Source organism: Deltaproteobacteria bacterium IMCC39524 (assembly GCA_029667085.1).
Classification (GTDB): Bacteria; Desulfobacterota; Desulfuromonadia; order Desulfuromonadales; family BM103; genus M0040.
Map to the genome: position 1 here is coordinate 809,791 of JARUHJ010000001.1, position 23,369 is coordinate 833,159.

22 protein-coding genes and 1 tRNA gene are annotated in these 23,369 nt (G+C 46.6%); 2 read left to right on the forward strand and 21 right to left on the reverse strand.

Annotated elements, in window-relative coordinates:
• Positions 1-5 precede the first annotated feature (5 nt).
• The 21 genes from P9J64_03790 to P9J64_03890 all read right to left on the reverse strand — a co-directional run bounded on the left by P9J64_03790 (position 6) and on the right by P9J64_03890 (position 21,383).
• On the reverse strand, positions 6-743 hold the full coding sequence (locus tag P9J64_03790; protein ID MDG5467437.1) for a hypothetical protein: 738 nt from the start codon (positions 741-743) through the stop codon (positions 6-8).
• A gap of 66 nt (positions 744-809) precedes the next feature.
• Complete coding sequence (locus P9J64_03795) at positions 810-2,258, reverse strand: AAA family ATPase (GenBank protein ID MDG5467438.1); 1,449 nt, start codon at positions 2,256-2,258, stop codon at positions 810-812.
• A gap of 3 nt (positions 2,259-2,261) precedes the next feature.
• Positions 2,262-3,821 carry a GNVR domain-containing protein gene (locus tag P9J64_03800; GenBank protein ID MDG5467439.1) on the reverse strand — a complete coding sequence of 520 codons (1,560 nt, stop codon included), beginning with the start codon at positions 3,819-3,821 and terminating at the stop codon, positions 2,262-2,264.
• 188 nt (positions 3,822-4,009) lie between these two features.
• The gene (locus P9J64_03805; protein MDG5467440.1) at positions 4,010-4,588 is read right to left on the reverse strand and encodes a polysaccharide biosynthesis/export family protein; all 579 of its coding nucleotides are present in this window, start codon (positions 4,586-4,588) and stop codon (positions 4,010-4,012) included.
• A 447-nt stretch (positions 4,589-5,035) separates the two neighbouring features.
• Positions 5,036-6,046 carry an endonuclease/exonuclease/phosphatase family protein gene (locus P9J64_03810; protein MDG5467441.1) on the reverse strand — a complete coding sequence of 337 codons (1,011 nt, stop codon included), beginning with the start codon at positions 6,044-6,046 and terminating at the stop codon, positions 5,036-5,038.
• 423 nt (positions 6,047-6,469) lie between these two features.
• Positions 6,470-6,546 (reverse strand) — tRNA-Pro (locus tag P9J64_03815).
• A gap of 102 nt (positions 6,547-6,648) precedes the next feature.
• Positions 6,649-7,956 carry a phenylacetate--CoA ligase gene (locus tag P9J64_03820; GenBank protein ID MDG5467442.1) on the reverse strand — a complete coding sequence of 436 codons (1,308 nt, stop codon included), beginning with the start codon at positions 7,954-7,956 and terminating at the stop codon, positions 6,649-6,651.
• A gap of 55 nt (positions 7,957-8,011) precedes the next feature.
• Positions 8,012-8,443 carry an ACT domain-containing protein gene (locus P9J64_03825; GenBank protein ID MDG5467443.1) on the reverse strand — a complete coding sequence of 144 codons (432 nt, stop codon included), beginning with the start codon at positions 8,441-8,443 and terminating at the stop codon, positions 8,012-8,014.
• Positions 8,444-8,461: 18 nt separating this feature from the next.
• Positions 8,462-9,763 (reverse strand): phenylacetate--CoA ligase, encoded by a 1,302-nt coding sequence (locus tag P9J64_03830; protein ID MDG5467444.1) that lies wholly within the window; start codon positions 9,761-9,763, stop codon positions 8,462-8,464.
• A 206-nt stretch (positions 9,764-9,969) separates the two neighbouring features.
• Positions 9,970-10,554 carry an indolepyruvate oxidoreductase subunit beta gene (locus P9J64_03835; GenBank protein ID MDG5467445.1) on the reverse strand — a complete coding sequence of 195 codons (585 nt, stop codon included), beginning with the start codon at positions 10,552-10,554 and terminating at the stop codon, positions 9,970-9,972.
• Entirely contained in the window at positions 10,547-12,313 is a 1,767-nt protein-coding gene (gene iorA, locus P9J64_03840; protein MDG5467446.1) for an indolepyruvate ferredoxin oxidoreductase subunit alpha, read from the reverse strand. The genes P9J64_03835 and iorA overlap by 8 nt, the downstream gene beginning before the upstream one ends.
• A 117-nt stretch (positions 12,314-12,430) precedes the next feature.
• The gene (locus tag P9J64_03845; GenBank protein ID MDG5467447.1) at positions 12,431-13,348 is read right to left on the reverse strand and encodes an exopolyphosphatase; all 918 of its coding nucleotides are present in this window, start codon (positions 13,346-13,348) and stop codon (positions 12,431-12,433) included.
• A complete protein-coding gene (locus tag P9J64_03850) occupies positions 13,348-15,039 on the reverse strand; it encodes a Na/Pi cotransporter family protein (GenBank protein ID MDG5467448.1) in 1,692 nt (563 codons plus the stop codon). The genes P9J64_03845 and P9J64_03850 overlap by 1 nt, the downstream gene beginning before the upstream one ends.
• Before the next feature lie 75 nt (positions 15,040-15,114).
• The gene (locus P9J64_03855; GenBank protein MDG5467449.1) at positions 15,115-15,774 is read right to left on the reverse strand and encodes a hypothetical protein; all 660 of its coding nucleotides are present in this window, start codon (positions 15,772-15,774) and stop codon (positions 15,115-15,117) included.
• Entirely contained in the window at positions 15,771-16,247 is a 477-nt protein-coding gene (locus tag P9J64_03860; GenBank protein MDG5467450.1) for a cyclic nucleotide-binding domain-containing protein, read from the reverse strand. The genes P9J64_03855 and P9J64_03860 overlap by 4 nt, the downstream gene beginning before the upstream one ends.
• Positions 16,248-16,335: 88 nt before the next feature.
• Positions 16,336-17,271 carry an OmpA family protein gene (locus tag P9J64_03865; GenBank protein ID MDG5467451.1) on the reverse strand — a complete coding sequence of 312 codons (936 nt, stop codon included), beginning with the start codon at positions 17,269-17,271 and terminating at the stop codon, positions 16,336-16,338.
• Positions 17,272-17,305: 34 nt separating this feature from the next.
• A complete protein-coding gene (locus P9J64_03870; protein MDG5467452.1) occupies positions 17,306-18,934 on the reverse strand; it encodes an OmpA family protein in 1,629 nt (542 codons plus the stop codon).
• A 65-nt stretch (positions 18,935-18,999) separates the two neighbouring features.
• The gene (locus P9J64_03875; GenBank protein MDG5467453.1) at positions 19,000-19,524 is read right to left on the reverse strand and encodes a gamma carbonic anhydrase family protein; all 525 of its coding nucleotides are present in this window, start codon (positions 19,522-19,524) and stop codon (positions 19,000-19,002) included.
• Between the two features lie 232 nt (positions 19,525-19,756).
• Complete coding sequence (locus P9J64_03880) at positions 19,757-20,038, reverse strand: integration host factor subunit beta (GenBank protein MDG5467454.1); 282 nt, start codon at positions 20,036-20,038, stop codon at positions 19,757-19,759.
• A 174-nt stretch (positions 20,039-20,212) separates the two neighbouring features.
• A complete protein-coding gene (locus P9J64_03885; protein MDG5467455.1) occupies positions 20,213-20,779 on the reverse strand; it encodes an XRE family transcriptional regulator in 567 nt (188 codons plus the stop codon).
• Positions 20,780-20,819: 40 nt separating this feature from the next.
• The gene (locus P9J64_03890) at positions 20,820-21,383 is read right to left on the reverse strand and encodes a cupin domain-containing protein (GenBank protein ID MDG5467456.1); all 564 of its coding nucleotides are present in this window, start codon (positions 21,381-21,383) and stop codon (positions 20,820-20,822) included.
• Positions 21,384-21,577: 194 nt separating this feature from the next.
• Here P9J64_03890 and bioB point away from each other — a divergent pair, with 194 nt between their 5' ends.
• Together bioB and bioD are read left to right on the forward strand one after the other, a co-directional pair.
• The gene (gene bioB / locus P9J64_03895) at positions 21,578-22,567 is read left to right on the forward strand and encodes a biotin synthase BioB (GenBank protein ID MDG5467457.1); all 990 of its coding nucleotides are present in this window, start codon (positions 21,578-21,580) and stop codon (positions 22,565-22,567) included.
• Positions 22,557-23,288, forward strand: coding sequence for a dethiobiotin synthase (gene bioD / locus P9J64_03900; GenBank protein ID MDG5467458.1), 732 nt, complete (start codon positions 22,557-22,559; stop codon positions 23,286-23,288). Before bioB ends, bioD begins: the two co-directional genes overlap by 11 nt.
• The last annotated feature ends 81 nt before the right edge of the window (positions 23,289-23,369 follow it).

Genomic DNA, 23,369 nt, shown 5'->3' on the forward strand with positions numbered 1-23,369 from the left:
TACTTCTATAAACGTCTGTAAATACAATCAGGGATTGGGTAGGTCCGGTTATTGAGTATCACTCCCAAAACATTCCCTCCCTGAGCGGTAAGTTCCCTCTTTTGCCTTTCTGCAATCGGCCAACGTGTCTTACCTGCATCAACAACCATCACAACGCCATCAACATGGGGCGAAAAAAGCACTGGTTTCGGGGGAACCGATACAGACCATGAGTCAACCAATACGAGATCAAAAGATTTTTTTAACTGCGCCATAAACTCTTCGTTATGTGTGGGTTCCAAATCAACGGGAAGCAGTCCTGGTTCCATAGAAAGGCGACTTACGGAGAGTAAGTTTTTCGAATCGTTGTTGCCCCGATCATTTTTCAAGCCGTTAATCCATTCGACCCTTGATTGTTGGTTGAAAAAATCAAAACTGATTGGCAACTGAGGGTTTGAATCCAACAAAAGAACGGATTTCTTAAGAACACTGGATGACACTTTGGCAAAGGCTCGGATTAATTTAGAACATTCAGACCCTTTACCGGATTCAACAAACTGAATAATTCGACCATCAGAACCAGGCACAGCGTTAAAAATAGTTCTATACAGGCCAATCAAAGTTTCCGTTAGCTCCGGAGTGACAGCATTATCCTTCTTGATTACTTGAGGAAGTGTAATCGGTTGTGCAGCTTCTCCGGAAGACTCAGATCCTCCGGAATGCTCAAGGTCAAACTGCTCAAGGGCTTCATATATTCTAGTCATTCGCTGCACCTCCTAAAATGATCGTGCAGGGAGTTCACCTCCCCATGATACATAAGCGCTAGAAACTCAAGGTTCTATGGCAGGAAAATATATAATTTGATCAATTTGAATTTGATCCATGTTGGCAATATGTGGGTTGTGACTCTTGATCCATTCAAGGGCTCGTGTGTTATAAAAGCCATATTTTTCCAGGAAAAGTTTTGATACGGTGTCACCCTTTTGTGCAACTCTCAAGGATGTCGATTGCTTAGAGGGAATGTATCGCTCTGTAGGTCTGGAGGAATAAGATCCTTCTTCCGACCGCACGTTTTTGTCTTCAGCCGCACCGATCGTTGACTGCTCTCTCAATATCTCAGGCAAGTTAGCTAAAGTTAGCGTTTCTACTGGCTGGGGAGATAAGGTTTTAGCAGGAAGCTTGCTTGAGCCAGAGTCATCAGTGTCCCGTATCTCTTGCGCACTGGGCGCTATAACTGTTTCGAGTACAACCGGTTTCACAACATTTTTGCTTGAAGGAATCTCCCCTTCGTTACTCGTATCCGATTGAAGCGGAGCCTCTGGGAGGACTCTGATTGAGGCCTGCTCTTCTACAGGTGAGTTGGCCCGGGAGGGAAGATATGAGGCAACCAGGAATGCCGTTAACAAGACAACCAGAACACTGCCCGTGACGTTTCTGAGCTGAAAGTGTTTAGGCAGACGTTTCCCCTCATATTCATCTATGACCTGTTTCACAAGTTTCAACGAAACAGGTTTTTTTTGTGACCCATAGCCAGCAACGAGGGAGTTTTCACAAAGGATATTGATGACCCTTGGGATCCCCTTTGAATGTTCAACGATACGCCTGATTGCACTTGCCGTAAAAGCAGGTGTCTTGCCGATAGCAGATAATGACAGCCTGTGGTGAAGGTAATTCATACTGTCTTTTATTGATAAAGGCGTAATCAAAGCGCGGTAGGCAATCCTTTGACGGAGTTGCCTCAACTCGTGAAGATCAAGCTTCTTTTGCAATTCCGGTTGACCGACGAGAACTATCTGAATGAGCTTGGCTTTTGCCGTCTCAAAGTTTGAAAGGATGCAAAGGCTTCCCAGTGTCTCTACAGGCATATTCTGCGCTTCATCAATAATCAAGACGAGGTTCTTGCCCTCTCTCGTTTTTTCCAGCATCGCGTTATAAGCCAACCGCACCATATCGTTGACGTTATACTTTTCCTGAATGGCATCAACATCAAGGCCGATTTCAGACAGAAAAGTTTTCATGAGCTCAGCAAAGGTGATTTTTGAATTGAAAATAAAAATTGGCAGAATTTTATTGCGACCTGCCTTATGCAAAAAAGACCTTATAATAGTTGTTTTCCCGGTACCCACCTCTCCTACAATTGAAACAAATCCTTCTCGCTCTCTTATGCCGTAGACAATTGCTCCCAAAGCGTCTTTGTGCTGTTGGCTCAAGAAAAGAAACTCTGGGTCCGGAGCCAGGCTGAAAGGTTTTTTATGTAATTGATAGAAATTCAAATACATGATTTAAACCACCTTGCAAGGAATACTAGCCAACACTGGCAGGCCCAGTTTCTCTTCGACATCCACTGTGTCCTTGATACTGGAATCGAAATACTCACGGAAAAATGCCAGACCTAGTCCACCAACCACACCGAGCAGCAAGCCAAGAAGTAGGTTTAAAGTTTTACGTGGCTTTATCGGAACTTGGGAAAAGCTCGGTGGCTGCATGATGCTGACATTGGAAATTCGACCGGAGTCAAGATCTGCATCTGCCTTTGCCCGTTGCAGGTTCTCCTGGTATCTCTGATATTCGCTGTTTGCGATATCTATTTCACGCTGGATACCCTTTAGTTTCATTTCGTGATTTGACATCTCTAACAGAGCTGCCTTGCGCTCTTTGAGCTGCTGCCCAAGGATGTTCTGACGAGCCTTCAGTGCCTGCAGTTGGGCCAGCTCATTCGTAAGACTTAGTTGTAATGCTTGGTAGTGTGTATCAATACCTTGAGTAACCACGGTGAGCGTTTCACTCTCCCGGTTTAATTGTTCTTCAGTCAGACGAATTTTATCTCGCAAGTTGATAAGACCCCTGTCAGTATCAGGGTAATGAGCGGCTAGATCAGCTTCCTGAGATTGAAGCTCAAAAAGTCGATCTTGTATATTATTTGGCCGACCAACAACACGACTCAGTTCTCGATTAGGAGAACGCCCCTGAAGACTACTTTTGATCGATTCGATTTTGGCACTGGAAGCACCTATCAAGCTGACAACCTGATCGTTTTCCTTCTGGAGAAGACTGAACTGCTCTAAGATTTCTCCCTTTTGTGCATCCAATGAAGAGATAAAATTCTGTGCTTTATAGTTTTTAAGCAGATCTTCTTTATGTTCTAAAGTCGCCCTCAAATGCTCTGCTCTTTTTTCAATAAATTGAAGTGGGGCTTGTGACTGATGCATTTCAATGTGTCGGTCACGATATCGATCAATCACGGTATTCAGTAAGTTTCGAGCCAACTCTGGACTCCCTGTCTGATAACTAAGAGCTATGATATGACTACCCTTTTCTACTCCTACAGACAGGTTCTTCATCACTTTATTTGTGGCTATATCACTGGTTGGTATTGACTTCTTCAGGCCAAGCTTCACCAACAAACTTTTTATTGAATTAGTCGATTGAAAATTAGTACCATTTGTCGCTTCAATTTCAGGCGTGTTCAGAATTGTATTTGGCCCCATGCCTTCTACAACTTGTTCGGCGAGGGCTCGACTCTTAAGAGCTGCAACCTCCGAATTAAGTTCACTTTCTCGATCAGGCCTTACCGATGATGTTGGGCCCACGACAGAAGGATCAACTGACATAGATTCACGTCCCAATTGGATAAAAAGTTTGGCATCTGACTGATAAACCTCAGGAGAGATAAAGGTAAAGACGACAACAGATATAAACGTTGAAATAAAAAACCCGAGAACATAGAACTTTTGTCGGAATAGAATGCTCAAAAGAGTACGAAAAGAACTAGAGCCCTCATGAAAAGTAGCTATTTGTTGATTAAATTCTGCATTTGCGGGCAAGTTGTTATTATTTTTCATTGTCCACACCCCTAGAAATAATAATTACTTACTGTTGCTGATTAGTGAATATGACCAATTATTATCGTCAATATTCCCCTGAGCACTTAGGCGCTAAAAGTCTAATTCGTTAAGCCAAATCACTGCCCAGATTGGCTACGTGCTTTCTATGAAAATGAACCAAAAACCAAAAGCCGTTAGGTTTCTCATCAGAAAAAACTTTCAGGGACAACCATTACGTCTTCTGGCATAAGTTTTTCATGGAGAGAGACGTTCTCAAGGACTTGCTCTTTGCCATTGGCCGTGCGAATAATCGTCACCTTCCCCTGTGATGCTAGTTCAGTGAATCCTCCAGCCATGGCTATTGCCTTAAGTACAGTTGTTCCTGTATCAAGGTTGTAGGCGTCAGGCCGTTTAACCTGCCCTGTCAAGTAAATCATTGGTTTTGATAATGAAACGACAATGACAGTAATCTCTGGAGATTTAAGCTTTGTCGAATAAAGTTCAGTAAGGTGCTTATCCAGCCCTTCAGGTGTCAAGCCCTCAGCCATTACCTCTTCAACCATCTGTAAAGTTATTTTTCCATCAGGTCGTATAGTTTGCTGATAATCCAACTCAGGCGTAAATCTGAATTTCACGTCAATGACATCACCTGGAGAAAGCACAACTTCAGGGGGTGAAGAGGCAATTTCATTTTGAATACTTGCAGCAGGAGGGGATACATTGGAGGGAGGAGCGCAAGCCGATAGGGACAAGACAACAATGATAGCGAGCAACCTAAAAATCATAGTCCAAGCCTCCTTTTTTACTTAACGCCAGAAACCGAGTTAATGAAACAAAATGAGCACAAATGATTGACTTATAAACACTTTTAACTCGGATACATAAGAATTCAAGAGACCAAAACTTAATATTATTTTTTACAATCTTTTGTTGAAAAGCTTTGGTATACAAAAGTTGTAACTAACAATTTTAGGGTGCTAGTCCTAGGAATGAGTTTCTTTACCACGTTTTGGATTTACGCCAATATGAATGATGTCAGATAAGGAAGCATTGTTCATACTTCGTCTCTGAACAACAGATGCAATTGTAGTTTGACCTCTTTTTTGAATTGCACAACATCTTGCTCCGGCACAGCGAGATGCGTTTCATAACTTCTGAGGAAAGGTGTTATGGACAAGAAAAGACCTAACGAATAAGGCTAAAGAAATGAAGAGGACAAACCAGGCAACTAACTAATTTTCCGGGCCAGGTCTTCCGCTTTTAAGTATCAGTTCCGCAATAACCGGGAAATGATCCGATCCACCCGATTCATGAAGGGTCAAAGCCTTTTGCGTAATAAAGTGATTACTATGGAATATGTGATCAATACGGACTAGAGGAGGTAATGATATTTTTTTCAAAAAATTGACGGCAGGGGTCGGGTAAGTAAAGCCAAGCCCCCACCCTGCTTGCCAATGGGCATTTTTAAGTATGGTGCTAAACAATCGATAGGTTTGCGACTGGTCAGTCGTATTGAAATCTCCGCCTAAGATTACTGGGCTGTCTTCACCAGCAATATCATCTGCAATCAAATTAATCATTTGTTTGTGCCTTCGCTGCCATCTCCCACGAAAGGGGTGAACGTTGAGAACGGTTATTGCCCCCCCAGGTGTCGAGGCAATCGCTTTCTGAGCCCTCCCCTTTTCATGCCCGGCATCAACTCGCTTCAAGGGGAAAGAACTGATCATGGCCTGAAGCTTAGGTTCTTCAAAAGTCACATAGGTTTCATTGGGATATAAATCATCGAGTTCTGCAATCAATGCTCTTAACTTGTCGAGATGTATCTCCTGAAGAAGAATCAAATCCGGTTTTTGCTTACGAATTACCTCAGCAATTGCATGGATATTTGAATTTTCTCGCCACACATTGTAGCTCATTACTTTTAACTTAAATCCACCTTGGGGCCTCTCATGCCCCGGAAGAAAAAGAGGCGCATAAGTTACGATGATAAACAGAGTCGGTGCTACTAAGAGCAGAGCCAACGAGTGACGACCAGTTAACAAAGAAGCACCTATTCCTACTGCAGTCCCAATAAGAAGCCAGGGCATCAGGTAGTTGCACAATCGCACTGGAAGCAAATGGTCTCCATACCACCAGCGCAGCCCCCCAACAAGAATCAAGCCTATGCCAAAAGCCCATACGCCAATCCAAAACAAAAAAGTCAAGGAGGCAAATAAACCTTTAGGGATTTGAAGAGTTTGCATAATATGATCTATTCACAACATCTACACACGAAACGGCAAAAGAAGAAAATACCTAGCGACAAGTTAAAAGAATAAGACGCTACCTATACTTGTCAATATACGATTTTAAAACGCCACAAAACATTCCTTAAAAAATCTCTTTAGATAATATCCGCTCCAAACCTCTTGAAACACTGCCACAGCATGGTGTTTTGTATTTAAGCTAAAACTAAGGCCACTACCGATGGATGTTAGTGAAAACTGTACCAACCGTCTGGTCAGTTTGCCGGGGTCAATAATGGCAAGATTTATCCAAGGGCTGAAAATATTACAGAGGGGCACAACCCGCCAGGCAATGCAGAAATCAACAGATTTCAGAATTTCATTGAAACCAATAACGCAATAAGGCCACCCATTTCTGAGTGGCCTTATTGATGAATAATTTGGTCGGGCTGAGAGGATTTGAACCTCCGACACCTTGACCCCCAGTCAAGTGCGCTACCAGACTGCGCTACAGCCCGACGGATTCGAATTATTGTTTATAAACACCCTTTATGTCAAGCAATAATCATAGCTCTAAAAAGATTCAAAATAATTATAAAAAACAGACAGTTAGAATAAGTTTATTTATTCCTTTTGTCGATGATTCGGTTAGCCTTACCTTCATGCCTCGGCATGGCTGAAGGCTCAACAAGTTTTATCTTGGCATGCAGCCCAATATTGGTTGCAAGACGTTTTTCGAGCATCTCTACAAAGGCGCGCTGCTTCCTCATTTCATCGAAGAAGATGTTTTCGTTGACCTCAACCTGAACTTCCAGGGTATCGAGAGTTCCCTCCCTTTCAACAATCAATTGATAGTGCGGTTCACAGCCTTCAACCTGGAACAGGACCTCTTCTATCTGGGTGGGGAAGACATTCACTCCCTTGATGATCAGCATGTCATCACTACGGCCCATGGTCTTCTCCATACGCACCATAGTTCGCCCGCAATCGCATTTATCATAATGGAGGCGGGTAATATCTCGCGTTCGATACCGAATCAGGGGAATTGCCTCCTGAACAATATTGGTCAGAACGAGCTCGCCCTTCTCACCGTGAGGCAATACCTTGCCCGTTTCAGGATCGATGATTTCCGGGATAAAGTGATCTTCAAAGATATGCATGCCTTTTTTACAAAGGCATTCACCCGCAACGCCGGGCCCGACAATTTCAGAGAGGCCGTAATTATCAGTTGCGACAATATTCAGGCGTTCCTCTATCTCACGACGCAGTCCTTCGCTCCAGGGTTCTCCACCAAACAAGCCAACCTTCAAACTGAGGTAAGTCCGTGGATCGTGTCCCATTTTTTCAATACGGTCAGCAAGCGTAAGGGCATAAGAGGGCGTGCAAACAAGAGCCGTGGCTTCATAATCCTTGAGAATCATGATTTGCCGTTCGGTGTTGCCGCCGGACATGGGAATAACGGCAGAGCCAATCAGTTCTGCACCATAATGCAAACCGAACGCACCGGTAAAGAGACCATAACCAAAGGCTATATGGACGATATCATCAGGCAAAACACCGGCAGCGGTCATGAAACGGGCAACCAGACCAGACCAGTCGTCCAGATCTTTGCGGGAGTAGCCAACGACGGTGGGCTTACCTGTGGTACCCGAGGAGGAATGGATTCTGACGACATCTCTCATCGGTACAGCAAACATGCCGTAAGGATAGTTCTGCCGCAGATCTTCCTTGGTAGTAAATGGCAGCTTAGCCATATCGTCAAGGGAGTGAATATCACCAGGGGAAATGCCTGACTCTGAAAATTTATCTTTGTAGCATGGCACCTTGGCTACGCGCTCCAGGGTAGAACGTAACCGTTCTAACTGCAGTCGTTCAAGGTCCTTGCGCTCCAGACATTCGTGGAGAGGATCCCAAATATTATGGTTCAAAATAGATACCGTTAAAGTTTATTTGTCACATTAACACTAAGCTCTAAGTAGCTGTCTAAAGACTGTAAAGCTTCTCTCCGGACAGAATACTAACACCCTTTTCGTTCAACACGGCTATTGCATTATCAACGTCGTCAAAACGGAAAATGATAACGGCATTACCGGCATTGCGTTCTACAAAAGCATACATGTACTCAACGTTGACTTGTGCATCGTCGAGCACCTGTAGGATATTGCAGAGACCGCCCGGCTCATCCGGAACCTCAACTGCAACGACTTCTGTTTTATTAACTGTGAAGCCATTTTCTTTTAAAGTCGTTTGGGCAATATCCGTATTGTCGACAAGCAGTCGGAGGATGCCGAAATCTGAAGTATCAGCCAGAGAGAGTGCGCGGATATTCACGCCCTTCTCGCCCAAAACCCTGGCCACCTCAGCGAGTCGACCGGACTTATTTTCAATAAAAATGGAAATCTGTTCAACTTTCATAATCATCCCTCACTTTTACTATTTCGGTCGGTTATCGATAACCCGCTGTGCTTTTCCCTCACTGCGGGCAATGGTTTTGGGTTCGACCAGTCGAATACGGCAACTGATGCCGAGAAGATCCTTGATCTCTTTTTCGATGCGACGGGACAGCCCCTGCAGCACCTTAATCTCATCAGAGAAGGTTTGCTCGTTGACTTCAACCTGAACCTCCAGGGTGTCAAGAGTTCCTTCACGGTCAACGATAAGCATATAGTGCGGCTCAACGCCCTCGATATCCATGAGAACGCTTTCAATCTGAGACGGATACACATTAACGCCCCGAATAATCAGCATATCATCCGAACGGCCACACATACGTTCCAGACGACGGTGAGTTCGACCGCAGATGCATGGTTCAGCAATAATTCTGGTAATGTCCCGGGTACGATAACGGATCATCGGAATACCCTCTTTAGTGATCGTCGTAATCACCAACTCTCCCTGTTCACCGTCAGGAAGGGACTCACCACTGATCGGATCGATAATCTCCGGGATAAAATGATCCTCCCAGATATGCAGGCCACTTTGGGCCTCGATACATTCGACGCCGACGCCGGGTCCCAGAATCTCAGAAAGGCCGTAGATATCGATGGCTTTGATACCGACCTTCTCTTCAATTTCGTTGCGCAGTTTTTCTGACCATGGCTCTGCACCGAGGATACCGATACGTAGCTTGAACTTGCGAATATCGAGACCTTCTTCCGCAGCCGCTTCGGCCAGGTAGAGACTATAGGATGGTGTACAGGTGAGGACGGTAGAACCGAAGTCCTGCATGATCATCAACTGCTTTTTGGTGTTGCCACCAGACATGGGGATGACCGAAGCACCTATCTTTTCAGCACCATAATGAGCACCAAGACCTCCGGTGAAGAGTCCATAGCCATAGGCGTTATGCAGGATGTCACCGCGATTGGCCCCGGCTGCGGTAAAGGAGCGAGCCATCAACTCTGTCCAGTTTTCAATGTCTCGTTTCGTGTAACCAACCACAGTCGGCTTGCCTGTTGTTCCCGAGGAGGCGTGAATCCGAACAATCTGATCAAGGGGCTTGGCAAAGAGACCGTAAGGATAGTTGTCCCGCATATCCTGCTTGAGCGTAAAAGGCAGGCGCCGCAGGTCATCAAGAGATTTGATTTTCTCCGGTTTCACGCCGGCCTTGTCAAACTGCTGCTTGTAAAAAGGGACCGTGGCATAAACACGTTCAGCGACCTGCTGCAAACGTTTGGCCTGAAGGGATTCGAGAGCTTCTCGGGGCAGTCTTTCAAACTCGTCGTTCCAGATCATGGTTTAAGTCCTTATGCTTTTTGAGAAAAGAGGTTGATCAAACCTAAAGATTAAAGCGTAACGCAATGTCGCAAAGCTAAGCTAAGAAAGGCGCAAAGGCAATAAAAACTCAGAGAAAAACAGGGTCTATAAACTCTAACGTTTCTTCTTTCTTTTAACCTTTGCGTCTTTGGGTTAAAAGCTTATCGCCTTTGCTTCCAGAGGAACTAACAAACCTGCCGACCCAGCTCAAAAGCTTTCAAGTTAACATCGAGGAATCGCTCAGGGACCAAGCTCTTGATCGCGGCTATCCACTGCTCATGAGTAGGCTCGAGGGTATTGGAGAGAGCACCTAACAATACGGTGTTAACCGTTCTCGAATTGCCTGCCTGTTCGGCAAGCTGAAGGCCGTCTACAACATGGACGTTGGCGACCAACTCTTTCAGCTTAGCAGCGACATCTGTTGGGTAATCCCTTTTGCCAAGGGCGACTGACGGCGGCGCTATCTTCAGGTTGTTCACCACAACGGCTCCCAATTCTTTGACCAGCGGGAGATAACGGTAGGTCTCAAGGAGTTCGAAACCAAAGAGGACATCCACCTCTCCTTCCGGGATGATTGACGAAAACACCTTCTTGCCAAAACGAACGTGGGAGACGACACTGCCACCGCGTTGAGCCATACCATGCACTTCAGCCTTTTTAACATCATAGCCAGCCTGCATAAGGACTTCGGAAAGGATTTCACTGGCCAGCAGGGTTCCCTGCCCGCCGACACCGGCCATCAATATATTGGTAACGTTATTGTCAGTCATCGCACACTCCGAAAGCATCGAATTTACATAATTGCATACAAACCTGGCAGCCATTACAAAGTAAACGATCGACCTTGCAATTCCCCTTTGAACCGTCTTTGCCCGTCTCCCATTCAATCGCCGGACAACCGATCGTCAGGCAGGCCTTGCAGGCAACGCATTTATCGGTCTTGACATATAGAGGAGGTAGATCCTCCACAACGTTTTCATGCTTGATCAACACACAGGGACGACGCGTAATGACGACCGAAACCTCGGGGCGCTCCATGGCTTCTTTGATAACCTTGCGAGTTGTATCCATCTGGGCCGGATCGACTGTTTCAACATGCTTGACACCCAGGGCTCGGCAGAGCGCTTCTAAATCAACCTGATCAGCAAGCTGACCATCCAGAGTGAAGCCGGTTGACGGGTTATCCTGACGACCTGTCATGCCAGTAGTACTGTTATCCAGTATCAATACGGTGGCCGTCGATTTATTGTAAACCATATCCATCAGGCCGTTGATACCGGTATGCAGGAAAGTGGAATCTCCGATAACAGCAACAACCTTCTTACGATCCTCTTCGTTCAGGACCTTGCTCAACCCGGTGGCATTACCAATACTGGCACCCATGCAGATACAAGTGTCCATTGCGGAGAGAGGCGGCATAAAGCCGAGGGTGTAGCAGCCTATATCACCAGTCACGTAAGCCTTGAGACGGTTTAGTGCGTGAAACACGCCACGATGAGGGCAACCCGGACACATGTTGGGCGGTCTTGGCGGTAAATCTTCTTTGATTGGCGGCAGATTCGGAGGATTTAGATCAAAAGCCTGGCGTAAACGACCGGGAGACAGTTCGCCGCAGATAGGAACTTTTTCTTTGCCAATGACGTTAATACCCATGGCCTTGACCTGTTCTTCGATAAAGGGGTCGAGCTCCTCAATCACGTAGAGAGTGTCAAAGCGTGCGGCAAAGTCACGGATCATCTGTTTTGGCAGAGGGTAGACCAAACCAAGCTTAAGGATGTCGGCGTCCGGGAAAACTTCACGGGCGTATTGATAGGCGACACCTGAGGTGATGATGCCAAGCTTACCGTCACCAGCTTCAATACGATTAAACCCCTGGGTGCACGCCCATTCGGACATCTCCTCAAGGCGTTTTTCGACCAGGGGATGACGAATCCTGGCATTGCCAGGCAGCATCACAAACTTGCTGGGGTCGCGAACCAGCCCTGTTTCAGGAAGCTCCATAAGAGGCTCACCCAACTCAACGATCGATTTGGAGTGAGAGATGCGAGTCGTACTACGAACCATAATTGGCGCGTCAAACTGTTCACTCACCTCAAAAGCCAGGCGGGTAAAATCTAGAGCCTCCTGGCTATCAGCAGGTTCAAACATCGGCACCTTGGCAAAGCGCGCGTAGTGGCGGCTATCCTGCTCGTCCTGTGATGAGTGCATCTCGGGGTCGTCCGCAACCACCAGGACCATCCCACCACGAACCCCCGTGTAGGAGAAAGTAAACAGCGGGTCGGCAGCGACGTTGACACCAACATGCTTCATCGTCACGATCGTTCTGGCGCCACCGATACTTGCGCCGATCCCAACTTCCAAAGCGACCTTCTCATTTGGCGCCCAGGAGGCGTCAATACGCTCATATTGAGTTATGTTTTCCAGGATTTCAGTAGAAGGGGTTCCCGGGTAAGCAGAGGCAACGGTAACACCCGCCTCGTAGGCGGCACGGGCGAAAGCCTCATTGCCTGACAAAATCGTTTTTTGCATAGACTAAACCTCTGAAATGTTTTGATGTGTTGCCATCACAGCTAACGTTTCAAGCTGTGGGCAAAAGGGCCTTGATAATAGCGGAGACTGAGCAGAATTGTCAACGAAATGGCTTCGTTATTCTGAGCTTTCAAGTGAAAGCAGAAGGCCTTCCAGTATACCGAAATCGCTGACCGTTAAAGACGTGTTATTCAGCAGCTGCGTCACACCCAGAATGATCTCAATTCCCGCAAGAATCAGGTCACCGCGGCCAGCCTCCATGCCCGGCAAGCATTCACGCTGGAGGGGTGACAAAGGTGTCAGGAGTTCTTGCCAATACTGAATTTTTGATGGAGCCATGACGTAGTTATTAATCTGCCTCCAGTCATACTCAGTCATTTGTTGATCAAGAGCAGCGAGCGTCGTTACTGTCCCTGCGGTTCCAACGAGAGCAACAGAATCAATATCAACATTATTGGACACACAAACGCTTTCCAATTCGACGTTAAGCTGTGCAAGAGTTTGTGCAATGAAATGCAGCCTGGCCTCCGAACTCTCATGCCCTTCTATAAGACGCACGACGCCTAAAGGCAAACTGCGGGCCCAAAGGACCTTCTGTTTCGCACAAAGCACGAACTCAGTGCTACCTCCGCCGATATCGACAATCAAGGCATAATCAGGGACCGGGTCGAGGGCACAGAGGACGCCTGCCGCCATCGTTTCTGCTTCCTCTTCTCCGGAGATAATATTAAGAGGCAGATGAGTTGCAGAGCGGACTTTGCTCACAAACTTTGCACCGTTTATGGCTTGACGAAATGCCGCTGTACCAACCGCCCTCACCTTCTTGACATTGTTCTTTTCACAAACGCCTGCAAACTGTAGAAAAGCAAAGAGGGTTCTCTCCATCGCTTCAGGAGATAAACCCTCTTCATCTTTGAAACCACCAGCCAGGCGGCAGATCCGACGTTCGTAAAGTAACGGGACAACTTTGCCGTTCTCAACCTTACCAATCAGCAAGCGCAGGGTGTTGCTCCCGGCATCAATCGCGGCCAACATTATTTTATACCGACAACAGCTTTTGCAAAGTTGTAGGTATGGTCACCAATTTTTTCAAAGTTGTGCAGCATATCGATAAAGATCAGACCGGAGTTAACCGTACACTCTCCTGTATTCAGGCGCTTGATATGGTTGTTTCTCAGGCGTTCTTCCATATCGTCGATACCGTCTTCCAACCTGTGAGCTTCATCGAAAATTCCTGTGTTTTTGTCTTCGAGCGCTTGAATGATTGTCGCCAGGAACTCACGGGTCAGCTTTGAAATTTCAAAAATTTCATTCATCGCAATTTCTGAGAAAGTAATTTTCTGATCCAGCTTTCTCTGGTTCAGGGTCCAAAGGTTTTCACAGTGATCGCCGACACGTTCAAGGTCGTTGACCATATTCATCATCGAAGCAACTTCCTGGGAAGATTCTTGTGTTATTGATTTTTGTGACAACTTGACCAGGAAATCGGTAATCTCTTTCTGCAAAACATCCGTAAGATCCTCTTTTTTCTCCAAACCGGGAATCTTCTTCAAATCATTGTCCTGCAAAAAGAGCAGAGTCTCATCGACCATCTCTCCTGCAACCTTAGCCATGCGACGGGTTTCTGAACGCGCCTGAGCCAAAGCGATAGGAGGGGTGCTGAGAACCCTGTTGTCGAGATACTTAAGGTGAAATTCAACCTCTTCATCAATGCCCCGTATAACGATCGTGCTAATTTTCGCCAATAGTCCAACCAGAGGCAGGAAGATAATTGTGTTGACGATGTTGAACATGGTGTGGGTGTTCGCGATATGCCTTGCGATAAAAGGTTTGTCTCCAAGCTCACCGCCCATTCGAGCGACCTGGTCTTGAGTCTGTATAACAAAATCAGCATCACCGGGAGTCATCGATGAAATAAAGCTCAGGAAGAATGGGAAAAAGAGCAGCATGTAACAGACACCGAGTGAATTAAAGAGGAAATGAGCAAAGGCGGTCCGACGTGCAGCCAGATTGGTACCAATGGCCGCCAGGTTGGCAGTAATCGTCGTGCCGATGTTTTCACCGAGAATCAGTGCAACACTTGCGTCAAAGGAAAGAATACCACTGGTTGCCAGGGCAATGGTAATACCGATCGTTGCACTGCTGCTCTGTACGATCATTGTTAAAATCGCGCCGATCATGACACCAACAAGATGGTTGTCGCCAACGATCATGAAGAGTTGGCGGAACTCATCACTTGTCTTCAGTGGGTCAAAGGCATGCTTCATAACTGAGAGCCCAAAAAACAGCAGGCCAAAGCCGAGTAGGATTTCGCCCAAATAGCTCCATTTCTTGTTTTTTGTGAAAAGCTTGAAGCCTGCGCCAATACCAATTGCCGGCAAGGCGTATTTGGTGATTTTAAAAGCAATCAACTGGGCCGTGACCGTGGTGCCGATATTGGCGCCAAGGATGATACCAATCGACTGAACCAGTGACATCAAACCCGCATTAACAAAGCCGACTACCATAACAGTAGTGGCGCTTGAGGATTGGATCATTGCGGTCACCGCAATACCAACCAGGGTACCAACAATACGGTTGCTGGTCAGGGCACTGAGGATCTTTCTCATTCGGCTGCCGGCGATTTTTTGCAGGCCTTCCGACATGATTTTCATGCCGAACAAGAACAGGCCCAGACCACCCATCAGCCCAAAGATCAGTTTCTGATTTAATATGAGTTCCAGCATTATTGGCCCCGGAGAAAAAAATTTCTTCCAGCAAAAAAGCCCCCGTTAACGGAGGCGAAAAGACTGTACAGTGAATTACTTTTTAATGGCAAAGGGGAATTTAAGCAGTGGTTCTCCAGAAGCCTCCTGGTCTGGGAAGATCAGGAGCTCGGCATAGTCCGTTCTCTCAAGATCGGCAATAAAGTAAACCAGGCCAGAGGCATTCGATTTTTTGAGCAGGGGTTCTTCAGTAAGAGCGCGAGTAAATATGTCCTGGGGGTGGTATTCAGCATAGAAAGGCAATGAACTGGAGAAGGTGTCCTGGTAAGCGACTCTTGCCTGGTCCTCAAGGTAGTAGTAGCCAACATAAGGATAAGGAATCAGATAAACAGAATCCTTACTAACAATCTCCCGGACTCTCTCCGGCGTTATTGAACGATACTGCCGACCGTTGCCGTCTTTAAGGAGAAAAGCACTGGAGGGAAAAGAGACCTGGCTCTCGGTCTGATTGTTTATGTTGACATGAAACGAGGTGATGTTATCGACCTGTTGATATGGACCAAAACTCAGTTGATCCAGCTTGACAGTAAAAGACACACCATCATGGGTTTCTGTCAGGGAATTGTCTTCAGGGTTGATTATGCCTGTAGGTGTGGCTATCGGCGAGACGCTAACAGAACAGGCAGAACAAAGAAGAAGGATTGAAACAACCAGGATGAATTTCGTCGGCATGGTCGCACTCCGCATATTTTTCATGGTTTCTGCATCGACCAGATCAGCATGTCTCGGTACTCCTCGCTTGACTCCCGCACACGCTCACTGAAGACCTTGACAATATTACTTACCACTTTTAAAGCCAATGTAGCATCTTCGCTGCCAAGTCGCTCCAGATCTTTCTTTTTGAAGCTAATAAGCTCGGCATTCTCTGCAACACGAGCCGTAGCAGAACGGGGCAAGCCATCAATCACAGCCATCTCTCCAAAGACATCCTCAGGGCCAAGCACGACAAGAGTTTTCTCATCACCTTCTGCAAACATTTTGGAAATACGTATCGAACCTTTAGTAATTAAAAAGAGTGCTTCCCCAGGCATGTTTTCTATGAAGACAGTCGTCCCTTCATTCATTGTGCGCATTTCACAATAGGGAGCGAGTCCGGCTAGATCTTGATCTGAAAGATCTTGAAGAAGCCTGCTGTTTTTAACCGTAATAAAGTCCTTGGCTGTTACCATGGCGCCGTTACTTTCTGTATGTGTTCAGTATAAACATGATGACATAATGCTGGAATCATAACATATTCAATAATTCTGTTGCTTCATATTATTGATTTTTCAAGTCAACCTGAGAGACGGACGCAGAAACGGCCGTTGTTTCGACACCAATTTTTTCCATTATGGCCTGCTCGATCATAAGTGCATCGATAACCGGTGGTTGCGCTGGAGAGACTTGGGTTAGATCAGGGGACATCTCTGCGTCACGACTCTTTTGGAGCTGGCTGTAGCCGCGCTTCAAATCACCGTCAACCGTATCCTTTGACTGAGATAGCTTTAAGGAGAGTCCGGGGTCGACGCTTCTACGCCATTGACTGTAACCGCGATCCAGATCATCTTTTTCAACAGGTTTTTCCTGACTCAGCCCTGGTGAAGGCTTTTCGTTATCTGAATCTAATTTGTCTGTAACCTCCTTGTTCAGATTTCCAACTTTCGAGCGTATTGCCTGGTCCACGCGATAAGAGTCAATCTCCTGGTCCATATGAGTAGTTTTTGCGGAACGGTTCGGAGCAGGGATAACTCCCTTATTCGTGTCGAAAATTTTTTCTTTTTTCATTATGACCGGTATAACATAGGAAACGATTTCGACACGTCTTTCCTTAGCATGGTCGTCAGAATCAGCACGTAAATCGCCATAACCAGTCAGAGCGACTTCAGTAGCCAAACCCATTGATTCTATGATGTCGGCAACAGAACGTGCCCGGAAGAAAGAAAGGATAAAATTCTTCTCTTGATCACCTTCATTGCTTGAGAAGCCTTCAACGCGGATCATGCGACCATTATTCTGGATTTGCCGCAACTGCTGGGCAGTCGAGGTTAAACGCTCTCTGTCAGTTTTCGACAATTCCTCAGCGTTGACTTTAAAATAAAGGGTCTCAACAACTTCACGGCTTTTGACAAAAGCCTCAAATGGATTTGAAGCGAGACTAAAGGCCGGAAGTGCGAGCATGCCCATGGTCAATATTGTAAATAAAAGTATTCGCAAAACACCCCCCATTTGGTTGGTTTTAAATCGACTTTCACTGTGACCTCTCTACGCGACCGAAGGCCCCGGCCGGCTTTGTAATATCTGAACCGATTTTTTCCATAATGGCTTGTTCTATTGCCAAAGGGTCAATGATTGGTTCTTGTTGCAGCGACGCGCTTTCATAGCCTTGCGAGTTTCTGTCTTCGACGTCCATAGTAATGCCCTCATAACCTTCAGGAACCAGAATGAGGAGTTCTACTCGGCGGTTCAGTGCGCGGCCCTCGGCCCTCTCATTGTCTTCAATTGGTCGACTTTCGCCATGTCCTTTGACAAATATTCGTGTCGGGTCGAAGCCGTCACGAAGAACCAAATGCGTTGCAGCTGCAACAGCTCGTTTAAAAGACAGAACCTGATTATAATTGGCAGAGCCTACATCATCAGTATGCCCTTCTATACTAACAATGAAAAATTGGTTATCTTTGCGAAGCTCCTCAGCAACAAGTGAGATGGATTTACGCCCTGCCTCTGAGAGTTCCCACTGATTCAAAGAAAAAGTCAATTCAGGAAAGCGGAAAAGACGACGAACTTTAGCCGGGAACGGCTCGTTAGGTAATGAAGTTGTGCTGACTTTAGACAGTGAAACCATTGGGCTGATTGCTGTAGCACCAAGAGGTTGAATACCTGGGGAGCTAAGTCGATCAGAAGGATTTATGATCAGGGTTTGGTTTGGATCCGCTACCGGCACCTCCAGGTGACTTGTCGGAGAATCTGGAATAGCTCTCTTGCTCAGGAGAGGTGTCAACAACCTGATTTTGGTCAGCTTAACAGGTTTTTCAGGCTCATCAGTAAGATCTTCCGGGTCTATGAGCTTAGGAACAGGTCTATTAAATGTGCCAACGCCCTGACAAGTGGTCAATCCGGCAAGAATACGCCAGTCCGGGCTTGCGTCAGAAAGCCCGGCAGAGACACCAAGGTTCATTGTCAGGTGAGGAGTGACATAGTACTGCAACCCCACAGTGACCTCGGATGGGGACTCCTGCCCGGAAATTCTTTCAGACTCGTAGGAGAACTCTGTGATCATGCGCAAACGGGTTGCCAGGGAATATTCGACACCACCACCAAGCAGCATTTGATCCTCGTAGTCAACCGTGGCAGGTGAATCATTAAAAGCATAACCAATATTGAAGTGAAAACCCCAACGATCTGTTTTGAACGAGGCAATCAAGCGACTGACGTAATCATTGAGGCCATCAAAATCAGGATTATCAGAAACAGACAGGCGGCCCTGGAGGTCTAAGGCTAAACGGAAACGGTCAGAACGCTTGCCGAGAATACGGGCCTTGAACCCTGCATTGGCAAAGCCACGGGCGCTGCTATCTTCGTCGCCATTGAAAGATAAGTTCGGGTAGGATCCATAGGCCTCCAGAAAAGTACCAAGACCTAGGGTGATCGTTGCTGGAAGGATCAGGCTGCCGTCACCGGCGTTCGTTTCAGGAGTGTTTATCCCATCCGAGCAATTCGCCCAGAGACCGACACAGATATTGCCCTCATTAAGCGTCTGGGCTGTTGGCTGCGAGATCAAGCCAGTGTCGCCATATTGACCAGAAGTCGCAGTGGAATCAGAGACAGTCAAGGTCAAAAAAGATACTAAAAAACAGAGATAGAAAGCAAAACGAGGCATAAAACCTGTAACACCTTTGAGGGGGTCAATAAATCTTGCTTTTCTACCATCTGAAAAGGACAAAATCAACCAATCCTTTCCACCTGAGTACGATAATCTTCCTGATATTCAAGATATCGGCCGGCGACAGAATGGATATTCTCGCGCTCTTCCTCGGTCAGGACCCTTTTCACACGCCCGGGTCGGCCCATAACCAATGAATGCGGTGGAAATTTTGTTCCCGGTGCCACAACCGTGCCTGCAGCAACCAGCGAGGACGTTCCAATTTCGGCGCCGTCAAGAATAATAGCACCAATGCCAATCAGACAATTGTCGTGTACGTTGCAGCCATGCAGGATGACCCCGTGGCCTACAGAAACATCATTACCGACAATGGTTGGATGAGTATCACGAGTCACATGGACAATCGCACCGTCCTGAATGTTAGTCCGATCGCCAATGTGGATAGAGTTGACATCACCGCGTACAACCACGTTGAACCAAAGGCTTGACTCCTCACCAATATGGACATCGCCAATAACGCAAGCGCCAGGGGCGAGAAAGGCCGTCTGCGCAATCTGTGGTGTCGATCCTTTGTGTTTGAGTATCATAATAATGCAAAAACACCTTTGAGTTCAGTTGGTTAGCTTAGTAAAGGAATGCAACTATTGTGCCATTGTCAGAGTTTTTCAAAAAAAAACAGACCGAAATAAATCTTTAAATACAGGCACTTGGAGTTACTACTTAAGGGTTGCCAAAAGACCAACACGCAACAAACAAAAATGGCCGGGAAAACACTGAGTGCTCCCCGGCCATCATAGTGGTATCACACAGCAAGGAACGTCAGTCCTTACCGTTAACCTTGTCGCGCAGCTCCTTGCCAACTTTGAAGAATGGTAATTTTTTGGGCTTAACCTGAATGACTTCACCGGTCTTTGGATTTCGCCCCATATAGGCTTGATAATCCTTTACGACAAAACTGCCAAAGCCCCGGATTTCTATTCTGCCGCCCTCAGTAAGAGTGTCTGCCATTGAATCAAAGATGATATTAACGATCTCCTCTGATTTTTTATATGTCAAAGCGTTACGAGCCGCCAAAGCCTCGACCAGTTCAGACTTATTCATGTATTCCTCCAATAACAAGGCACTTGTTTAAGGCTGGCACCAAAGAGTGATTAACTTTCTGCAGCAACCAAGTAAATTATATTCATATTACTGTGCCATTGTGCGCTGTCAAGCCCAACAACCTGTATTTTCAGATGGTTGTGGGATTTAAGTGGAGGAAGGGAGGAATGATGATCAGATTGTCGTAAAGGGTGACAGGGTCCAGATGATCCGTGCGTCATTATCTCCGACGTTATCCCAGCGGTGAGGAAGGTGAGATTTAAAAGACAGGCTATCGCCGGCAGAAAGGCTGTATTCCTCGGACGCTATGGTTACTTTGAGTTGACCTTCAAGCAAAACGATAAGCTCGTCTCCCGGATGATACATATTCTGCTGGCCGCTGGTACCACCGACGGGAACCGTGCAGAGGAAAGACATGAACTGCGGATCTCGAAGCCCTGATGTATAGGACTCGGTATGCATATTGTTTTCATCATCATACACCGTGGTGTCCCGTTGCCCCGGCAAAGAAAAAACAATTTCGTGGCTTGTAGAAACCTCCTCAACGAAGTAATTGATACTCTTATCAAAAACCGCAGCAAGCTTCATCAAAATTTCCACAGACGGGATTGTCAAGCCCCGCTCCACCCTGGAGATCATATTCGAAGAGACGTTGGATTGAGACGCCAGCTCCTGGATGGTCATATCGTTCTTGAGGCGAATAGCTTTAAGTTTTTTGCCTACGATTTTCTTCAATTTCATAACAGAATTCTCTTAATCCCAGATAGTTACAAGTAAAAGCTCAGTTCAGGCTCGGCGCCGGCGAGACAACCCACAGGACGTTGGTTTTACCTTGATGTAAATTACGCCAACGGTGAGGAAGAGAGGCCTTGAAAACGATTGAATCACCCTCCTCCAGAACAAACCTCTCATCATCGATAATAAACTCCAGGGCCCCTTCCACAACCAGCGCAAACTCCTCACCGGAATGGATCATTCCCCCATCTCCGCTACCGCAGTTCGGCTCTATGGTGTCAAAAAAGACAGTAAAGTTAGGATCGCGCAAGCCTTGAGTCAGACTGATGATTTGATGCTTGTCTTCAAAGAAGAAGATAGGCTCACCCTGCCCCTTCTTGGTATGAACAATCGTTGACCCCTTCTCCGCCTCTTCAACGAAATAATTAATACTCATCCCGAAGGAGTTTGCCAGTCTGACTATGATCTCAACGGAAGGCGTAGTCAGTCCACGTTCTATTCGTGAAATCATGTTTGAAGAGACATTTGAGCTTACAGCAAGTTCCTGTATTGTCATGTCATTACGGAGTCTTGTAGCTTTTAACTTTTTACCAATTAATTTTTTCACCATGTGATTAAAGCCTTATAAATATTAAAAATGAAATAACGTTCTATCATTCAGCTTATTTCAAGTCAACGAAATATGTACCATAAATAACATAAGTAGTACACATGAGGTTGTTAACCACATTGACGGCAAGGTTGACAATCCACGTTTCATCATTGATAATCCGGGCTCCAAATAAGGCCACCGGAGGATTAAACATGCATTATTGGCAAAGCATACAAGAGCTAGCTGAACGAGTCTCACAGGGAGAAACGCTAACAACGTCGGAAGGACTTAAAATTCTTCACTCCCATGGCGCTGAGTACACAGCCTATATGGCCGGCGCTCATCACCTAAAAGAGCTTGCCTACGGTGACACAGCACAACTCTGCTCGATCATCAACGCTAAGTCTGGTCGTTGTATGGAGAATTGTTCCTTCTGTGCCCAATCAGCACATCACCAATCATCACCACCCGTCTACCCTCTAAAATCACGTGAGGAGATCATCGAAGGAGCGCGGATAGCACAAGAAGAAGGGTCTCATTGTTACGGTATTGTAACAAGTGGAACGCAACCCTCCTTTGGAGATGAATTTGACACGGTTTTATCTTCCATAACAGAAATAAGAGACCGTTTTGATGTCGAACCTTCAGCATCGCTGGGTTTATTGAACGAAGAACTTGCGGAAGCTCTTGCCGGTGCGGGTTGCGTGACCTACCATCACAACCTGGAGACGGCTCGGTCGTTTTTTCCTGAGATTTGCAACACTCACGATTATGAAGAAGATGTCAAAACGGTCAAGGTCGCGAAAGCCGCCGGGATGAAGGTTTGCTGTGGTGGAATTTTTGGCCTTGGAGAGTCCCAAGCACAACGGGTAGAGCTCGCATCCACCCTGCGCGAGCTTGATGTTGACTCAATCCCCTTGAACTTTCTCAACCCTATTGCAGGAACACCCCTGGAGAATCACAAGTCTATTTCTGCCATGGACTGCGCCAGGGCCATCACCATGTTTCGTTATTTTCTCCCGAAAAAACCGATCAGCGTATGCGGCGGACGTGAGACAAACTTACGCGAACTGCAATCGTGGATTTTTATGGCAGGAGCCAGCGGCACAATGATCGGCAATTACCTGACGACCTCCGGACGTAATCGTGAGATCGACTTGCAAATGTTTAAAGATATCGAGGTGACAACACGTGGCTGCTAACAAATCATGTCCAGGCATTTTCGTAACAGGCACAGACACAGGCGTTGGAAAAACAATAGTCACAGCAGCCCTGGCCCGTCATTTTACCGCAAAAGGGCTCAAGGTTGGCGTTATGAAACCGATTGAAACGGGCGTCGCCTACACTCAAGCGCCGGGAGCAGACGCTTCCTTGTTGCGCTGGTCCTGCAACGCGACGGACCCTGAAGAAATCATCGCACCTTATCGTTACGAGAAACCTCTGGCACCCTGTCAAGCGGCAGCTGCTGCAAATGACCCGATCGATGTCAAAAAAATTATCGACGCACAGGAAACATTGCGCGTTGGCAAAGACCTTGTCCTTATTGAGGGGGCCGGTGGCTTGATGGTACCGATTCGAGGTGGCTACATCATGTCTGATCTTGCCGGGCAGTTGAACATGCCTCTTCTCATCATCACTCACCCGCGCCTTGGCACACTCAACCACACTTTACTGACGACCTTTGCGGCGCGAGCGATGGAACTGGAAATCAGTGGCTACCTGATCAACCAGATGCCTGAGCATCCCGGTGAAGCTGAAAAGCAGGCGCCGCACCTCTTGTCCTCTTTAGCTTCCGCAGACTTACTTGGTGTCCTGCCTGAAGTCGAGGGATCAGACCAGGACAAGGTTATCGCCCTGGCCGAAGAGATAGAGAAACTTCCCGCCTACCAGTGGCTGCTGAATGCCCTGGGGATAATGCTCTAACCACCGACCCAGGACATCCTTTACCAAGTTACAGTTCAAACACTCGAAACGATTCAACAAAAAAAGCGGGAGAGCCTTTTA